At 44.4% G+C, this 17689-nt stretch carries 12 protein-coding genes; 11 read left to right on the top strand and 1 reads right to left on the bottom strand.

Going from position 1 to position 17689, the window contains the following annotated elements; genetic code table 11:
• The first annotated feature begins 130 nt into the window (after positions 1-130).
• From AB1K91_RS04610 to murG, 7 genes are all read left to right on the top strand, one after another.
• Positions 131-2977: a 2-oxoglutarate dehydrogenase E1 component gene (locus AB1K91_RS04610; RefSeq protein ID WP_413088541.1), complete on the top strand. Its 2847-nt coding sequence runs from the start codon at positions 131-133 to the stop codon at positions 2975-2977.
• On the top strand, positions 2974-4239 hold the full coding sequence (gene odhB, locus AB1K91_RS04615) for a 2-oxoglutarate dehydrogenase complex dihydrolipoyllysine-residue succinyltransferase (RefSeq protein WP_413088543.1): 1266 nt from the start codon (positions 2974-2976) through the stop codon (positions 4237-4239). The genes AB1K91_RS04610 and odhB overlap by 4 nt, the downstream gene beginning before the upstream one ends.
• 113 nt (positions 4240-4352) lie before the next feature.
• The gene (locus AB1K91_RS04620; RefSeq protein ID WP_413088545.1) at positions 4353-5849 is read left to right on the top strand and encodes a spore germination protein; all 1497 of its coding nucleotides are present in this window, start codon (positions 4353-4355) and stop codon (positions 5847-5849) included.
• On the top strand, positions 5836-6945 hold the full coding sequence (locus AB1K91_RS04625; protein ID WP_413088547.1) for a GerAB/ArcD/ProY family transporter: 1110 nt from the start codon (positions 5836-5838) through the stop codon (positions 6943-6945). The genes AB1K91_RS04620 and AB1K91_RS04625 overlap by 14 nt, the downstream gene beginning before the upstream one ends.
• The gene (locus AB1K91_RS04630) at positions 6942-8060 is read left to right on the top strand and encodes a Ger(x)C family spore germination protein (protein ID WP_413088549.1); all 1119 of its coding nucleotides are present in this window, start codon (positions 6942-6944) and stop codon (positions 8058-8060) included. Before AB1K91_RS04625 ends, AB1K91_RS04630 begins: the two co-directional genes overlap by 4 nt.
• Before the next feature lie 82 nt (positions 8061-8142).
• Positions 8143-9306, top strand: coding sequence for a sporulation protein YhbH (gene yhbH, locus AB1K91_RS04635; RefSeq protein WP_413088550.1), 1164 nt, complete (start codon positions 8143-8145; stop codon positions 9304-9306).
• A gap of 212 nt (positions 9307-9518) precedes the next feature.
• Positions 9519-10598 (top strand): undecaprenyldiphospho-muramoylpentapeptide beta-N-acetylglucosaminyltransferase, encoded by a 1080-nt coding sequence (murG, locus tag AB1K91_RS04640; protein ID WP_413088552.1) that lies wholly within the window; start codon positions 9519-9521, stop codon positions 10596-10598.
• A gap of 7 nt (positions 10599-10605) precedes the next feature.
• On the opposite strand, the gene AB1K91_RS04645 is transcribed toward murG, so the two are convergent.
• A complete protein-coding gene (locus AB1K91_RS04645) occupies positions 10606-11172 on the bottom strand; it encodes a beta-class carbonic anhydrase (protein WP_413088554.1) in 567 nt (188 codons plus the stop codon).
• A 506-nt stretch (positions 11173-11678) separates the two neighbouring features.
• Here AB1K91_RS04645 and AB1K91_RS04650 point away from each other — a divergent pair.
• The 4 genes from AB1K91_RS04650 (at position 11679) to AB1K91_RS04665 (ending at position 17676) form a co-directional block, all read left to right on the top strand.
• Positions 11679-13430: an ABC transporter ATP-binding protein gene (locus AB1K91_RS04650; protein WP_413088556.1), complete on the top strand. Its 1752-nt coding sequence runs from the start codon at positions 11679-11681 to the stop codon at positions 13428-13430.
• Positions 13427-15460, top strand: a complete 2034-nt coding sequence (locus tag AB1K91_RS04655) for an ABC transporter ATP-binding protein (protein WP_413088558.1) — start codon at positions 13427-13429, stop codon at positions 15458-15460. Before AB1K91_RS04650 ends, AB1K91_RS04655 begins: the two co-directional genes overlap by 4 nt.
• Positions 15461-15724: 264 nt before the next feature.
• A complete protein-coding gene (gene sigI, locus AB1K91_RS04660; protein WP_413088560.1) occupies positions 15725-16456 on the top strand; it encodes an RNA polymerase sigma-I factor in 732 nt (243 codons plus the stop codon).
• The gene (locus tag AB1K91_RS04665) at positions 16456-17676 is read left to right on the top strand and encodes an anti-sigma factor domain-containing protein (RefSeq protein WP_413088562.1); all 1221 of its coding nucleotides are present in this window, start codon (positions 16456-16458) and stop codon (positions 17674-17676) included. Before sigI ends, AB1K91_RS04665 begins: the two co-directional genes overlap by 1 nt.
• Positions 17677-17689: the final 13 nt, after the last annotated feature.

Below are 17689 nucleotides of genomic sequence, written 5' to 3' on the forward strand. Positions count from 1 at the left end.
GTTTTAGTTGTAACTTTTGTCTCGTTACGGTATATTGAGAATGTAAAAACGCATCAAGTCACTTAATTAAATTTCCAATTTCCTAGTCTTTCTTAATTTAAAAAAGTTACTTCTATTGGGGGGAACAGTCGTGGGACAAAAGGAATCTAGCGAAAGATTCTGGGAGAACTTCCATGGACCGAATATGGGTTATGTGGAAGAGCAATACGACAAATACAGGCAAGATCCGGAATCAGTGGAAGCATCATTGAAAGAGTTGTTCGATACACACGGAGAGCCGCGGTTGTCGCAGCGTCAAGGGGAAGACGTTCCATCCGCAGGACTTTCCGAAACATCAATTAAAAAAATTACGTCAGCAATTCAGCTTGTGGAGGCTATTCGCCGCTATGGGCATCTGGAAGCGGATATCTATCCAGTAGGCGGGGAACACGAAGAAGCAGCAGTGCTCACGAAAATGGAGGATTTCCAGCTTAGTGAATCGGATTTGCGGGATATTCCGGTAAGCTTTGTTTGGGAAGATGCTCCAAAAGATGTACATACGGCATGGGATGCCGTACAGCAATTGAAGGAAAGATATGCAGGAACTACTTCCTTCGAGTATGATCATGTGGCTAATAACGAAGAACGTAAATGGCTTCAGGAACAAATTGAGACTGCCTCTTATATTCCAAAGTGGAGCGAAGCTGACAAGAAGGAAATTTTGAAACGGCTTACAGATGTGGAGGGCTTTGAATCCTTCCTATCCCGTACATTCGTTGGTCAGAAACGTTTCTCCATCGAGGGCCTTGAATCGATGGTGCCGATGCTTGATGTTATCATCAAGGAAGCGTGCCTTGCCGATACGGATGATGTGATGCTGGGCATGGCGCACAGGGGGAGACTCTCTGTTCTTGCACATGTTTTAGGCAAGCCTTTCGATCTCATCTTCTCTGAATTCAATCATACGGGTGAGAAAGAATTGCTTCCGTCCGAAGGATCAACAGGGCTGCACGGCGGATGGACAGGTGATGTAAAGTATCATTTTGGTGCTGTTGCAGAACATCATGAAGGACAAGAGAAGCACACGACAATCACATTGGCAAATAACCCTTCCCACCTGGAATTCGTAAATCCGGTTGTCGAAGGTTTTACGCGAGCGGCTCAGGATGATACTTCCAAACCAGGATATCCGGAACAAGATCCTTCCAAAGCACTTAGTATCCTCATTCACGGTGATGCTGCTTTTATCGGGGAAGGGATTGTAGCTGAAACGCTTAATCTCGGGGTTCTTCCAGGATATAGCACAGCTGGATCGGTTCATATCATCGCTAACAATCAGGTTGGCTTCACGACGAATCGCCGGGATGGACGTTCCACCCGATACGCAAGTGATTTGGCGAAAGGGTTCGAAATTCCCGTCGTGCATGTGAATGCTGATGATCCGCTGGCTTGTGTTGCAGCTGCATCACTTGCTTTTCAATACCGCCAGCGCTTCCATAAGGACTTCTTGATTGATCTTGTTGGATACCGCCGTTATGGCCATAACGAGATGGATGAACCGCGTTCGACACAGCCGATCCTCTATCAAGATATCGATGCACATGATACCGTAGCCAAAATCTTTTCTGCGAAGCTTGAGAAAGAGAAAGTAATCAATGGGCAGGAAGGTTACGAAACACTGAGCGAACAAGTCGGTGAACATTTGAAGGATATCTTCCAGAATATGAAGGAAGAAGAGGCAAAGGAAAAAATGCCGAAACCGGAACCGGAAGCATTGAAATGTGACCTGCCTGAGATAAAGACCAGTGTCCCGGCGGATACATTGTTCTCCCTTAATAGACAGCTTCAGAAACGGCCGGAAGAATTCCAAGTCTTTAAAAAGCTGATCAAAATCCTATCCAAACGGCATCAGGCATTTGAAGAGGAAGGGAAAGCGGATTGGGCTGTCGGCGAAATACTTGCTTATGCCAGCATTTTGCAAGAAGGCACTCCAATCCGATTGACAGGTCAGGATTCAGAACGCGGTACATTCGCCCACCGGCACGCGGTACTGCATGATGTCGAAACGGATGCAACCTATTCCCCGCTGCATGGATTGGACGATGCGAAATCATTTGCGCTGCATAATAGTCCATTATCAGAAGCTGGGGTCATTGGCTTTGAATACGGCTACAGCGTGCACAATCCGGATGCATTCGTCCTTTGGGAGGCTCAATTCGGTGACTTTGCCAATACTGGACAGGTGCTCTTCGACCAATTCATTGCTGCTGGACGTGCAAAATGGGGCGAGAAATCCAATATGGCAATTTTGCTGCCGCATGGTTATGAAGGACAAGGACCAGAGCATTCAAGCGGACGGGTGGAAAGATTCTTGCAGCTTGCAGCTGAGAACAACTTGATCATCGCGAATGTGACAAGTGCTGCCCAGCTCTTCCACCTTCTGCGCAGACAAGCGAAACTTGGCGGAAGGGAAGAGGCAAGACCGCTCGTACTCATGACACCGAAAAGCTTGATGCGAAGTGCTCGTTTGGCAAGTAAGCTGGAAGAATTCACGGAAGGAAGCTTTTCTTCCTTACGCGTTCAGCCTAACAATGAGGCAACATCCGAAACGGCTAGGACCCTCATATTGGGCAGCGGAAAAGTGATGGTGGACTTGGAAGAAGCAATGGAAAAAGAAACGGGTTCATTCGAAGAACTCCACGTCGTCCGTCTGGAACAGCTTTATCCATTCCCAGCCCAAAAGATCAAACAAATCTTAAAAGACTATCCGTCCATCAGCGAAGTGAGATGGGTGCAGGAAGAACCGCGTAATATGGGGGCGTGGACGTTTGTTCGCGATAGAATCGAAGCAATTCTGTCAGAGGATCAGACGCTTGAATATATCGGACGTCCTGATCGGGCATCACCAGCAGTAGGAAAGCCTGCTGTCCATAAAACAGAACAAAAGCAGATCATCAACCAAGCCTTAAAGCTGTCCAAGGGAGGAGTTAGCGTATGAAGGAACTAAAAGTACCAGAGCTGGCAGAATCAATTACAGAAGGAACAATTTCTGAGTGGTTGGTCAATCCGGGTGACCATGTTGAAAAAGGGGACCCTGTCCTGGAGTTGGAAACAGATAAGGTAAATGTGGAAGTGAATGCAGAGTATAGCGGTGTGGTCAAGGAATTGCTGAAGGACGCTGGTGATGATGTCGAAGTAGGCGATATCATTGCAACGGTAGATGAGAACGGCGAAGCTGGCGGTGAAGCGGATGCTTCTGCAGCCGAAGAGACAAAAGCAGAAACAGCAGCTGTAGCAGAAGCTCCGGCTGAAGAGAAAAAAGAAGAAACAAAAGTCGAAACTGCTGAGCCTGCTGCTTCCAACAAAAATACACTCGCCACTCCTGCAGCTCGTAAACGTGCCCGTGAATTGGGTATCAGTTTGGAAGAGATTTCAGCAAGGGATCCATTTGGCAGGATTCGTCCTGAAGATGTCGAGGAGGCAGCAAAGCCGAAAGAAAAGCCTGCCAAACAGACAAAAGCTGATAAACCGAAGCCGTCGGAAAAAACGGAATTCGATAAGCCTGTCGAGCGTGTAAAGATGACCCGACGCCGCCAGACAATCGCTAACAGACTGGTGGAAGCACAGCATACGTCTGCAATGCTGACCACATTCAATGAGGTGGATATGACAGCTGTCATGCAGCTGCGCAGTGAACGCAAAGATAAGTTTCTTGAAAAGCATGATGTGAAGCTCGGATTTATGTCCTTCTTTACAAAAGCAGTCGTTGGCGCGCTGAAAGAATTCCCATACATCAATGCAGAAATCCAGGATAATGAAATCGTCCTCAAGAAATTCTATGATGTGGGTATTGCCGTATCTACTGACGATGGACTGGTTGTCCCGGTCGTTCGGGATGCTGACCGACTCGACTTTGCTGGTATTGAAAGCGAGATTTCCCGATTGGGCAAGAAAGCTCGTAACAAAGAGCTTAGCTTGGATGAATTGAACGGAGGTTCCTTCACCATCACAAACGGCGGTATCTTTGGATCGCTAGTTTCCACACCGATCCTGAACACACCGCAAGTTGGTATCCTTGGAATGCATGCTATCCAAAAGCGCCCGATAGCGATGCCGGATGATACGATTCAGATCCGCCCGATGATGTATCTTGCATTATCTTACGATCACCGAATCGTCGATGGAAAAGATGCAGTACAGTTCCTTGTACGCATCAAGCAATTGCTTGAAGATCCATATGATCTTCTATTGGAAGGTTAAATTCATTGGACCACCCTCTTGATGGAGGGTGGTTTTTTATGTTCTTTTTCCACATATCTTTATTGCTGCTGTACAAACTAATGTAAATCGTATTACTGGAGGGGTGCGTCGCCATGGGTTTTTTCAAGCAAAAGAAACACCAGCCGGTACAGGAAAAAGTTATACGGGAAGACAAGATGCCGCCGCATCGATCCACAGCATCCCTGGAAAAGAATATTCAATATTTACAACAGGAATTACGGAATTCGACTGATCTTAAAATACGTCTGCTTCCTGGTAATAAACAAGCATTGGTCTATTTGGATGATATAACGGACCCGGATAAAATCCAGCGATATATTTTCGAACCCTTGCTGAAGACGGAAGGGGATATAACCAAAATTAGAGATCGAGAAGAAAGCAAGGATCTAAACGAGGCCGTATCTTCCCTTCTGGAAGGCAAGGCTCTTTATTTGATAGAAGGTCAATCCACCTGCTATTTCTTCAATGTCCAGCAAAATGTGACCCGGGCTATCACGGAGCCGATGAATGAAAAGGTCATCAAAGGCTCACATGATGGATTCAATGAGGATATCAAGCAGAATATCAACCTCATACGGCGACGGATCCAGCATCGGAGCTTGACGATAAAGAAGCAGACAGTTGGGGATTATACAGAGTCTGAAATTGCCTTGATTTATGTGGAGGGCGTCGTCAACCCTGATGTGGTGAAGGAACTTGAAACAAGAGTGAAAAATATCAGCAATGATGCTTTATTGAGCGCAGGGGCGTTCAGTGAATATATAGAGGATCGCACTTATAGCATCTTTCCTCAGTTCCTGAGTACAGAAAGGCCGGATAAAACTGTCGCACAATTGATGGAAGGCAGAATAGCAATCTTATTTGCCAATAATCCTACATGTCTTATTGCTCCGGTTACCTTTTTTGCTTTTTATCAATCACCGGATGATTATAATACGCGCTGGCTCGTAGCAACTTATATTCGTTTGATTCGTTTGTTCAGTTTCATCCTGGCGATAACATTGCCGTCGTTTTATATTGCTGTCGTAGGCTTTCATTTCGAAGTGATCCCGGAAGATCTTATTTCTCCGGTGTTGGGGGCTATACGGGATATTGCTTATCCACCAATCATCGAGGCAGTAATGATGGTGGTCCTCATCGAATTAATACGGGAATCTGGTATTCGGCTGCCATCCCCGATTGGATCCACGATTGGTATAGTGGGAGGTCTTGTTATCGGTGATGCGATTGTGACAGCGGGATTAGTGTCCAATCTGATGGTAATCGTCATTGCCCTCACATCTTTGGCATCATTTGTTGTGCCATCGAACGAAATGAGTGATTCATTGAGGCTATTGACTTTCCCATTGATCATCCTGAGCTCCATTCTTGGTTTCATCGGTATTGCTTTCGGTTTACTGATGGTGCTCATTCATCTGTGCCGGATGGAATCATTGGGACTAAGCTATTTTACACCAATCCAGTTCCGCGATTTAAAAGATACTGTAATACGAGTTCCGCAATTTTTAATGAAGCGTCGGCCAGAACAATTACAATCACCGCGTCCATACAAGTCCAATGAACTGAGTGATGACGATGGCAAAAAGTGATACGAATCCGAAAATCACCTTATCTCAGCTTTCTTATATATTTATTCAAAGTCAGGTTGGTGTCGATATCCTGAACCTTTCTACTGTCCTGCATAAAAAGGTGGGAGCGGATGGATGGATCACCCTATTGATTGGCGGAGCTATCTCCATTGTCTTTATCCTGATGATGGTGCATATAAACAAATGCTACCCAGGTGAAGGGCTGTTCGATGTTCTAAGAAGCAGTTTTGGGAAAACGCTGGGCAGTGTAGCAGGCTTTGGGTATTATGTTTATTTTCTTGTGGTGGCAATATATCTTCTAACGTCTTACGGTGAGTTGATCAACCAGTGGCTCCTTCCGGAAACACCAATCGTTGTACTTTACCTGCTCTTGCTCATTAGTGCGGTCTATACCATTTCAGGTGGTCTTACCGTTATTGCCAAGGTATTCACTTTCTTTGCGGTGATTTTGTTCCTTATTTCCGTGTTATTTCTATTCGGTTTCGTGGAAGCAAAGTTCATTTACTTGCTGCCGATCGGTCAGGCTTCCTTATCAGGTTACATAGAAGGAATCCGTGTTACCATCTATTCTTTGAGCAGTTATGTGTTGTTGTTGCTCTTCCTTCCGTATACACAGGGCAGCACTAGACAGAAAACTAAAACACTGATCGGTGCTAACATGATCGTTATCTTTTTCTACTTATATACAGTCATCGTTTCCTTTGCACATTTCGGTTCAGACCAGATTGATCATGTGTCACAGCCTGTACTTTATATGCTTCGAACAGCTGATTCCGTCATCATCACAAGGATTGATATCTTTGTCCTTTCCTTGTGGACCGTTTTTGCCATGACAGCTTTTGCAGCTTATCTGTATGGTGCAGAAAGGGCTTTTTCTAACATTCCGAAGTCTAAGAAGAAGATGCTGAATGTATATACGGCTTCCATCATCGTCCTTGCCGTATCTTATTGGGGAGGACTTAATGAGGAGAATATCGGAACTATCATTGACTTCCAAGGTGTGATCACGGAATATTTCACAATATATATTCCGATTTTATTATTCCTTCTATCTTTCCTGCGTCGCAAGGATAAGCAAAAGGAGGCTGCCCAATGAAAAAGCTGACGATTATACTGATAAGCTGTACGCTTATATTATCAGGCTGCTGGGATATGAGAGAGTTTAAGGAAGTGAAACTCGGCATTACAGCTGCCTATGACCTGACGGATGATGGTGTCTATACGAACACGATACTCATACCGAATGTACAGAACAGTGCCCAAGGACCAGGGCAGGAATCAACCCAGTTCCTGACGGCAACCGGGAGTACTGCCTCTGAAGCACGTACGAATATCGACAGGAGATTATCCTCTACGTACAGTCCGGCTCAGCTTGATGTTTTACTTTTGGGAGATAAGCTTGCCCGTCAGGATATTTATCCGTATGTGGATGCATATTACCGCGATCCTAGAATGCATCTCGATGTAGTACCCGTGGTAGTCAAGGGGAATGCAGAACAAGCGCTGAAAGTAGTTCCTAAATCTGAGATACGTCCGAGTGAATATATAGAAGGGATAATTGAATCGGAAGTGGAGACAACGAACACGCTCGAGACCAGTTTGCAGGCGATAGGTTCGGAGCTGTATGAGGAAGGGGAAGACTTTGCCTTACCGCTCTTGCAAGTCGGGGACGGAGGCAAGACAGTATCTTACGAAGGATTGGCGCTATTCCATGGATCGAGCTATACCGGTAAGGATATCCCGTTCGATCATACGACGCTCTTCTTGCTGATGAAGAGCGTGAAGGGGAAAGTAGCACGGATTACAGTTAAAATATTTGATGGGGAGAAACCTGAGCCGGATAATAATACAACCGTGAATATCGAGGACTTTTCGAGTAAAATTAAGTCAAAACCAGATAAACAGAACAAAGTCAGGGCGGATATTAAAATGGATGTAACGGTAATGATTCAAGAATACCCACAGGATCATCTCAGTTTAAGTAAATTGCCTGAAGTCAAGAAGAACCTGGAACAGGCATTGACTGACCAGGCTAAGGAAATTATCAGCATTATTCAAGGGGCAAATAGCGATGTATTCGGAATTGGTCGCAGTATCTATGGCCACTACCCTGACTATTGGAAGAAACTTGATTGGGAGCAGGATTTCAAAAATATAAAAATTGTACCGCATATTAGTGTAAACATCCGTTCTCGCGGAATTTTCAGATAATTTATCGGTTTTCTATAGTTTGTTTAATCAATGCCAGCACTCCCGCATAAGATAGACTAATTATCTTAAGGGAGGCTGGCAGATGAGCGATTCCAATCATTTTGCAGTGTCGGAAGAAGACTGGTCCCTCCATCGAAAAGGATATGATGATCAAAAGCGGCATCAGGAGAAGGTCCAGGAAGTATTGAAGAATAAGCTGCCCGATTTGATCACGGAAGAAAATATTATCATGTCAAATGGGAAGGATCTGATCAAGATACCGATCAGATCATTGGATGAATACAAAATCCGTTACAGCCAGGACAAGAATAAGCATGCTGGCCAAGGAAAGGGCGACAGTAAAGTCGGTGATGTCCTCGGTCGTGCCGGTGGTCAACAGAAAGCGCCCGGCAAAGGTCAAGGTGAAGCTGGGGATCAGCCTGGTCAGGATTATTACGAAGCAGAAGTATCTTTTGAAGAACTGGAAGAAAATTTTTACAGTCAGTTGGAGCTACCGAATCTGGAACAAAAAGACGAAAAGCAGATGATCGTGACGGATATTGCGTTCCACGACATCCGCAAGACAGGACTTGTCGGGAATATCGACAAAAAAAGGACGATGCTTGAGGCATTCAAGCGAAATGCCCTCGGTGGTACTGCTGCATTTGCTCCGATATATCCCGAAGATGTACGCTATAAGACTTGGGACACAATTGAAAAACCTGATTCGAAAGCCGTCGTTCTCGCTATGCTCGATACTAGCGGCAGTATGGGAAATTGGGAAAAATACGTCGCAAGAAGTTTCTTCTTTTGGATGACACGCTTCCTCCGGACAAAATATGAGACAGTAGATATTGAGTTCATAGCACACCATACCGAGGCAAATGTCGTTGACGAAGAGTCCTTTTTCTCAAAAGGGGAAAGTGGGGGTACCATCTGCTCCTCAGCCTACAAAAAAGCATTACAGCTGATTGATGAAAAATACCCGCCATCGGCTTTCAACATTTACCCTTTCCATTTTTCGGATGGTGATAACCTCACTTCTGATAATGGCCGCTGTGTCGGTCTTATCAATCAGCTGCTTGAGAAATCAAGTATGTTCGGATATGGGGAAGTGAACCAATATAATCGCCATTCCACACTGATGCAAATATTCCGCAAGATGGATCATCCCAAATTCAGATATTATGTCCTGCGTAAAAAAACGGATGTATTTTATGCCATGCAGCGTTTTTTCTCGAACGAGGAAACCGAAGTTTCCGTCTGAAACAGCAGTGGTTCCACTGCTGTTCTTTTTTGTTTCTGGAAATAATGTAAACAAAAAAGCATATATTGGTCATATGCCAAAAAGCCCTTTCTTTTTTCTAAGATATCCTTTAGGATAGAGTAGGCGATAAAATGTTTCGTTTATATTACAAATAAATTACAGATATATTAAATAGAGAAGTGCTTTTAATGGGAAAGGGAAGGATTTACAACATGAAGGAAAAACGGATTCTATTTACGGGGGGCGGCACTGCTGGCCATGTAATCGTGAACGTGGCCTTGATTCCTGTATTCAGACAGGAAGGGTGGAAGATCGATTACATTGGTTCAAAGAAAGGAATAGAGCGAGACCTGATTGAGCCGATGGAAGGTGTGACATATCACAGCATTTCTACCGGTAAATTAAGACGTTATATGTCCAAGGAGAACTTCAAGGATCCTTTCAAAGTAATGAAAGGTACCATGCAGGCTTATCGAATCATGGGGAAAGTAAAGCCGGATGTCATCTTCTCCAAGGGCGGATTCGTTTCAGTGCCAGTGCTGTTTGCGTCTTGGCTGCGCCATATTCCTGCTGTCATCCATGAATCGGATATTACTCCGGGGCTGGCGAATAAACTGGCGATGCCATTCGCCAAGAAAATCGTGACGACATTCGCAGAAACGGTATCCCATGTCTCTGCCAAGAAAGCAGAATGGGTCGGAGCGGTCGTCCGTGATGAGCTGATTCAAGGGAATCGACGAGTTGGTTTGGAGAATCTGGGCTTTTCACCGGATAAAGCTGTTTTGCTGATCATGGGAGGAAGCGGCGGATCCCAAGTGATCAACGAAGCAGTCCGATCCAGTTTGGACACATTACTCCAAGAATTTCAGATCATCCACATTTGCGGTAGGAATCAGCTGGATGAAACAATCAAAAAAGATGGCTATGTGCAATTCGAATATGTGAACGAAGGTTTGAATGATTTGTTCGCAGCTTCTGATTTTGTTTTGTCGCGTGCCGGTTCCAATGCTATTTTCGAATTCTTGGCGCTGCGTAAGCCGATGCTGCTGGTTCCATTATCCAAAAAAGCCAGCCGGGGAGATCAGCTGCTTAATGCGAGCTCCTTCAAGAAACAAGGCTATGCAGATGTTTTGGAAGAAGAAGATTTGACAAGTGCTTCCTTGATTCAGCATTTGCAGGACCTCAAAGAGCATAAAAGTGAGATTTTGCGGGCAATGAGTCATTATGAAAGCCAAGAGGCCAAACAACGTGTAATCGAAATAATAAAAGAACATGCTAAAAAAACCAACTGACAAATTGTCAGTTGGTTTTTTCATATCCATTTTGGATCACAGTCAGTTCACCTGTTGCAGGATCGATTACCAGAGCATGCACAGGTACATGTTTTGGAAGCAAAGGATGGTTCGCTATCAAAGAAGCGCTGCTTGCTACCGATTCCTCCACACTGTTGAAGCCATCGAACCATGTATTGGCATTATCTTCACTGGAGGATTGACGCAAGTATGTCTCGACATCTCCGCCTTGTCTGCCGATTTGTTCGAGCATATCTGAACCATGAAGATGGTGCATGCCGCAATCTTTGTGTCCGATAACAAATACTTCTTCACCTTTCAAGGCATGAATGGCTACTAAAATACTCTTCATGGCACTATCAGAAGTATCAACGAGCATTGCACCTGCATTCTGGATCATTTTTGCATCACCATTTTTGAGGTTGAGCGCTTTTGGAAGCAGTTCAAGCAAGCGGGCATCCATACAAGTTAGAATGACAGCTTTTTTGGAAGGAAACTTGTCTGTTTCATACTGTACATATGCTTTGTTTTCTACGAAGTTTTGATTATGCGCTAAGATGTCATCTAATAACATTGATTGGTGACACTCCTTTTTAAAGTTATCTTCTTTAGTTTACCATATCGAGACGAATGTTTACATATCGCTTATTGCTCGAATTATTTGAAAATATCATTGACCTTTTTAAACCGGTATGTATATACTTATTATGCATAAAATAACAATTGAAAGGAGGAACCCAAGATGAATAGCCGGAAAATATCTTTATCAGCCAATTTCATATTGGGCAGCTCCTCCTTTGTTCGGTACTTTTAGAATTCTGATTTTATCTGGACGGAGTCTGCCGCATATCGCTTGCTGCATACTTCCAAGAACGTGTACGTCTGCGGGCGTGCGCGTTTTTTTTATGCACAAAATGAAAGGTTTGTTGATAAAAGCCGGAATTCCGGATTTTTATCATGACAAGAAAAAAGGAGGAAGGGCTATGCTGAACGTACAGACAAGAAAATGGGAAGATGATTGGAATGATGATGGTTAGCTGAATCGTTTGGACAAAAACGTGAGAGAAGGTTGGGGAAAGTATGTTTGATGTTTTGAAGAAGTTGGATTGGTTTTTCCTGAAATATTGGAAGCGATATACAATCGCGATTATCGCCCTTATACTGGCCAGCTTGATCGGTCTGATCCCGCCAAAACTGATCGGTCTGACCATTGATCAGATCAATTATGACACGCTGACTTCGGAAAGGATCTGGCAGGTTATCGGATTGTTCCTGTTGCTGATTGTCTTGCACTATGTCATTTCCTATGTGTGGGATTACACACTGTTCAGCGGATCCGCGATCCTGGAGAGATTGATACGCTCCAAGCTGATGGGACATTTTTTCCGCATGACACCTACATTCTTCGATAAGAAAAAAGTAGGGGACTTGATGGCGCAAGGTACAAATGATTTGCGAGCCATCTACTTGACAAGCGGGTTCGGGGTACTGACGTTGGTGGATTCAAGTATTTTTATGCTCATGATCATTGCAATCATGGGATTTTCGATCAGCTGGGAGCTGACTTTGGTCGCCCTCATCCCGATGCCCATCATGGCCATTGTGATGCATAAATATGGAGGAGCGATCAATGAACGGTTTACAGAAGCCCAGGAAGCTTTCGGGAACTTGAATAATGAAGTGCTGGAATCGATTCGTGGAATCCGGGTGACACGGGCATTCGTTCAAGAAAAGCAGGATGAACAGCGATTTCAGGATATGACGGAAGATGTTTATCAGAAGAATATCAAGGTAGCGAAGATCGATGCGTTATTCGAACCGACGATGAAAGTGCTTGTCGGGCTTTCTTACACGATTGGAATCGGCTATGGTGCCTTGCTCGTTTTCCAAAATGAAATTACATTAGGGAATTTAGTATCGTTCAATATGTACCTCGGGATGCTTATTTGGCCGATGTTTGCTGTAGGGGAATTGATCAATGTCCTGCAGCGGGGGAATGCATCTTTGGATCGCGTGAATACAACCCTCGATTATCCAGCTGATGTAACAGATCCCAAACAGCCTGTGGATCAGCAGAAGCCAGGAGATATTGTTTTCAAATCAGTAAGTTTCGGCTACCCAGGAAATGGCACCGAGCGTCTTCAGGACATCACCCTTGAAATCAAGCAAGGGACAACGCTTGGTGTTGTCGGAAAAACTGGCGCCGGCAAATCGACATTATTCAAACAGCTGCTCCGTCAATATCCGCCTGGGAAAGGGCGACTGCAACTTGGAGGTACTCCGATTGACCAATTCGCTTTGGAGAAGACGCGCAGCTGGATCGGTTATGTACCACAGGAACAAATTCTCTTTTCGAAAACGATTCGGGAGAACATACGATATGGCAAACAAGATGCATCCGATGAAGAAATTTTCCGTGTCATGGAGCTTGCCCATTTTCTTACGGACATCCAGAGCCTCCCTGAAGGTCTGGATACAAAAGTAGGCGAAAGCGGCGTAACGCTTTCTGGAGGACAAAAACAGCGTGTAGCTCTGGCGCGTGCCTTTATCAAGAATCCGGAAATATTGATTTTGGATGATTCCATGAGTGCAGTCGATGGAAAAACCGAAGCCAATATCATCGAACATTTGAAGGAAGAGCGTCAGGATAAAACGACAATCATCGCAGCCCATCGTCTTTCGGCTGTCAAGCATGCAGAACAAATCATCGTACTTGAGGATGGAAGAATCACAGAGAGCGGTACACACGAAGAGCTGCTTGCAGCAAATGGCTGGTATGCAAGCCAGTATTATTTGCAGCAGCTGGAGGATAAGGAGGTTATCTCCTCATGAAGAAAGACACGACGGAACGAAGATTATTCAAATATGCATTAAATAATAAGAAGACCATCAATATCGGACTCATCTGCCTGCTCATTGCAGTGGCGCTTGAGCTGGCAGGTCCGTTGATCGCTGCTCGAATAATCGACCACCACATCCTTGGAATCGAGTCCACTTGGTATGAGGTGGAAAATAAGACCGATCATACAGTTGATTATGCGGGAAAGGTTTATATCCGTTCCGATGAGCTCGACTCGAAAACAGATGTCATCTCAGAAGCAACCATCATGCAGATCGGCAGGCATTTTTATTTCGCAGATGGTGCCTTACCTTTGGAAGGTTCTAAATCCTATGGAGATGGCATGATAACAGTAGATGGTCCTCAAGGGATAGAAGAAACAGCAGGAACGAGGCTTTCAGCTGGAGAATTATATGAGTTTTTCCGGCCGCAATTCCAGCCGATCATCATCTTACTGATCGTGTATGCAGCACTTTTGTTCATAGCGGCAATATTTCAGTTTTGGAAGACATTCCTGCTACAGCAAGCATCCAATAAAATCGTACGAACAATGCGCAATGAAATTTTTGCCCATACGCAGCGCGTTCCGATCAATTATTATGTGGATCGGCCAGCGGGAACGATCGTTGCCAGGATCACCAATGATACAGAAGCAATCCGTGATTTATATGAACGGGTACTGGCCACATTTGTGACAAGTTTCGTTTATATGGGTGGTATCTTTGTCGCAATGTTCGTCCTGAATGCCAAACTCGCTGCTATTTGCTTACTCGTGATTCCGATTTTTTGGGCTTGGATGAAAGTATATAAGTATTTTGGTACGAAATACAATAAGGTCGTCCGGAAAACGGTCAGTGAGATTAACGGCAGTATCAACGAATCGATCCAGGGTATGCCGATCATCCAGGCGTTCAATCGGGAGCAAAAGACAAAAGAAGAATTCGAAGTGCTCAATACCCGAAACTTCATCTATCAGCGCAAGCTGATGAAATTAAGTGCCCTGACTTCCCATAACTTGGTGACAGTGCTGCGTAATCTGGCTTTTGTCGCATTCATTTGGTATTTCGGAGGTGCTGCCGTTACTGGTGGTTCCATCGTTACCGTCGGAGTACTTTACGCATTTGTCGATTACTTGAACCGTTTGTTCAATCCGATTACGGATGCAGTGAACCAGCTACCGCTTCTGGAACAGGCACGTGTTGCTGCTTCGCGGGTATTCCAGCTGCTCGATGAATCTGGGGAAGATGTGGATTCTCAAGCCAAGCGAAAGAAGAACCGAGGAGAAATAGCTTTTGAGGACGTCAGCTTCGCTTATAATGATAAAGATTATGTGCTGAAAGATTTAAGTTTTCAGGTGAAAAGCGGACAGACGGCTGCATTCGTTGGTCATACTGGTTCTGGAAAAAGCTCCATCATGAATTTACTATTCCGGTTTTATGATCATCAAAAAGGCAAGATAACGATTGATGGTGTCGATACAAAAGAAATGTCGCGACAGCAAGTCCGCAGCAGTATGGGCATCGTGTTACAGGATCCATTCCTTTTCACCGGGACGATTTTGACGAATGTGACGATGAATAACCCGGATATTTCTCGGGAAATGGCTATCGAAGCATTAAAAGCAGTGGGGGCGGAACAATTTATTTCCAAACTGCCGAAACAATACGATGAACCTGTCAAAGAAGGCGGAGCCACGCTTTCCATGGGAGAACGGCAGCTTGTATCCTTTGCGAGAGCATTGGCCTTTAATCCGTCCATTTTGATACTGGATGAAGCGACAGCCAATATCGATACGGAAACAGAAGCCGTCATCCAGCGTGCGTTGGATGTACTGAAACAAGGCAGGACAACATTGGTCATCGCACATCGACTTTCGACTATCATGCACGCTGACCAGATTTTTGTCCTGGATCAAGGGAAGATATTGGAACATGGCAATCATATGTCCCTATTGGAGAAACAGGGACAATATTATCAGATGCATTTGATGCAGCAGAGCGGTATAAAGCGTTCAGCTGGTTGACGAAAAGCCGTCCTGATTATACAGGATGGCTTTTTCATGCGCTTTATTGTTGCAGAGATTTAATTTTTTTGTAATTATTTTGAGAAGCGACTTTCTATCCGGGTGTTGTATGATAGGCATATTGGTGAAGTATTGGAGTAAGTCATATGTCATATATAAAAATTACGAATGAACTGATACGAAATTTACAAATGAAATTAACTCGTTACACCCGAAAATTACAATTATGTTACGAAAAATATAGAAGGCTGGAGGTGATAGGTCTTGTATCTACGCCAGTCTAATGATCCTAACCGCGGAAAATTAGAAGAACAGATCAAACAAGTGCAGGCCGGGAATACCGAGATGCAGAATGAGCTGATCGAGAGCTATCAGCCATTTATAGCGAAATCTGTTTCCGAGGTTTGCCGCAGATTTATCGATCCATCCAAGGATGAAGAATTCAGCATTGGCCTTTCTGCTTTCAATGAAGCGATGCTTGCTTATGCCGATGACAAAGGGAGCTCCTTCCTTTCATTTGCCAAGCTCGTGATCAAACGAAAGACGATCGACTATATCAGACGGGAGCAGATCCGTCTTCCCGCCGCATCTTTGGATGAGTTGTATGAAGACGACAGTGAGAATCCACGGGAAGCGGAAGCGGCACAAACAGCTTATATGCAGGAAACAGAAACATGGTATCGCCGTGCTGAGATAGAGGAATATGATAGGAAATTGAAAGAGTTTAAACTTTCGTTTCAAGAGCTGATCCATGTCGCACCAAAGCACCGTGATGCCAGGGAGTCGGCAATTGAAGCAGCAAAGATTCTTCATGCAGATCACGAGATGCGGGATTATGTGAATAGAAAGAAGAAAATCCCCATTAAACAACTAGTCGAAAAGGTATCAGTAAGCAAGAAGACCTTAGAAAGGAACAGGAAGTATATTCTCGCCATTTTCATCATTCTCAGCGAGGATTATATCTACCTGAAGGATTATATGAAGGGGGTGAGTTAGTGAAAAGAGGAGTCGTCGTCAAGCAAAGCCGCCGGAGCACAATCGTGCTTACCAGTGAAGGAACATTTCTGGAAATCAGTATGCAAGAACAGGCAGAGATTGGACAAGAAGTCGAATTCAGTGCACAAGAATTAGTCAGAAGAACAAGAATCAGACATTGGACGCCATCTATGAAGAATTTCATGCGCGTAGCCGTGTTGGTACTTGTATTTGTGCTGGCATTATTCCCGGTTTATTCCTGGTACAATGGCAACAAAGCATACGCATATGTCAGCCTCGATTTTAATCCGAGCATTGAATTGAAGGTCAATAACCGCATGGATGTTGTCTCTGTGGCTGCTTTGAATGAAGATGCGGAAAAGGTACTCGCTGCTCTGGATGATTGGCAGGGTGAGCCTGTCGAACAGGTTGCAGCCGGTATTTTGCGTAAATCAAGTGACTTAGGTCTTTTAACTGACTCGGAAAGTATTATCATAGGTGTCAATTATATAGATACCAAACAGGAAGATAAGCAGTTGACCAGTATATTGGAAGGTTCGGTCAACACATTCAACAATACATTACATATCGCGTCGTTCCAGGTGCCCGATAAGGTACGCCAAACAGCTCAGGATGAGCATAAATCAATGAATGAAATCATGGCACAGACCATTCTTGAGGGGAATTCATCCAAGTCTGATTCAGCTCTTTCGCAATCGGATTCAGCCATTATAAAAGATTTCTATAAAGAAGATGTGAAAGAACAAGGAGCAGAGCAAGATGAGACTTCCCAAAGGACGAAGGATGGCATTGATGCAAAGCCCGCCTCTGTTGTCGTGAAACAATCCGTGAAAGAGAGAGAAGAGACGGATATCGATTTGGCTGATAAACCTAGCGGACCCGAGGAGGCCAATCAATCCAAAGAAGCAAAAAAACAAATGAAAGAAGAAAAGAAACAGGCGAAAGAAACGGAAAAGCAGGCTAGAAAAGCGGAAAGGAAGCAGGAGAAAGCCAATGGAAAATCAGATGCTGCCGAAAAAGAACGAGAAGTTGATAAACACAATATGGGTGACATGAAGAGTCACAACAATCCGGATGAAAATAAACCCCGTGGCAGGGAAAAAGAGAAAGCATACGGCCATGACAAGCAGGATAATAAAAAGAAACCCACGCCTCCTGGACATGAAGACAGAAGAAATGAAGATGATAAAGATAAAAAAGCTGCTTCCGAAAAAAACTGATATGACTGGATAG

The organism is Terribacillus jepli (assembly GCF_047228925.1).
Taxonomy (GTDB): Bacteria; Bacillota; Bacilli; order Bacillales; family Amphibacillaceae; genus Terribacillus.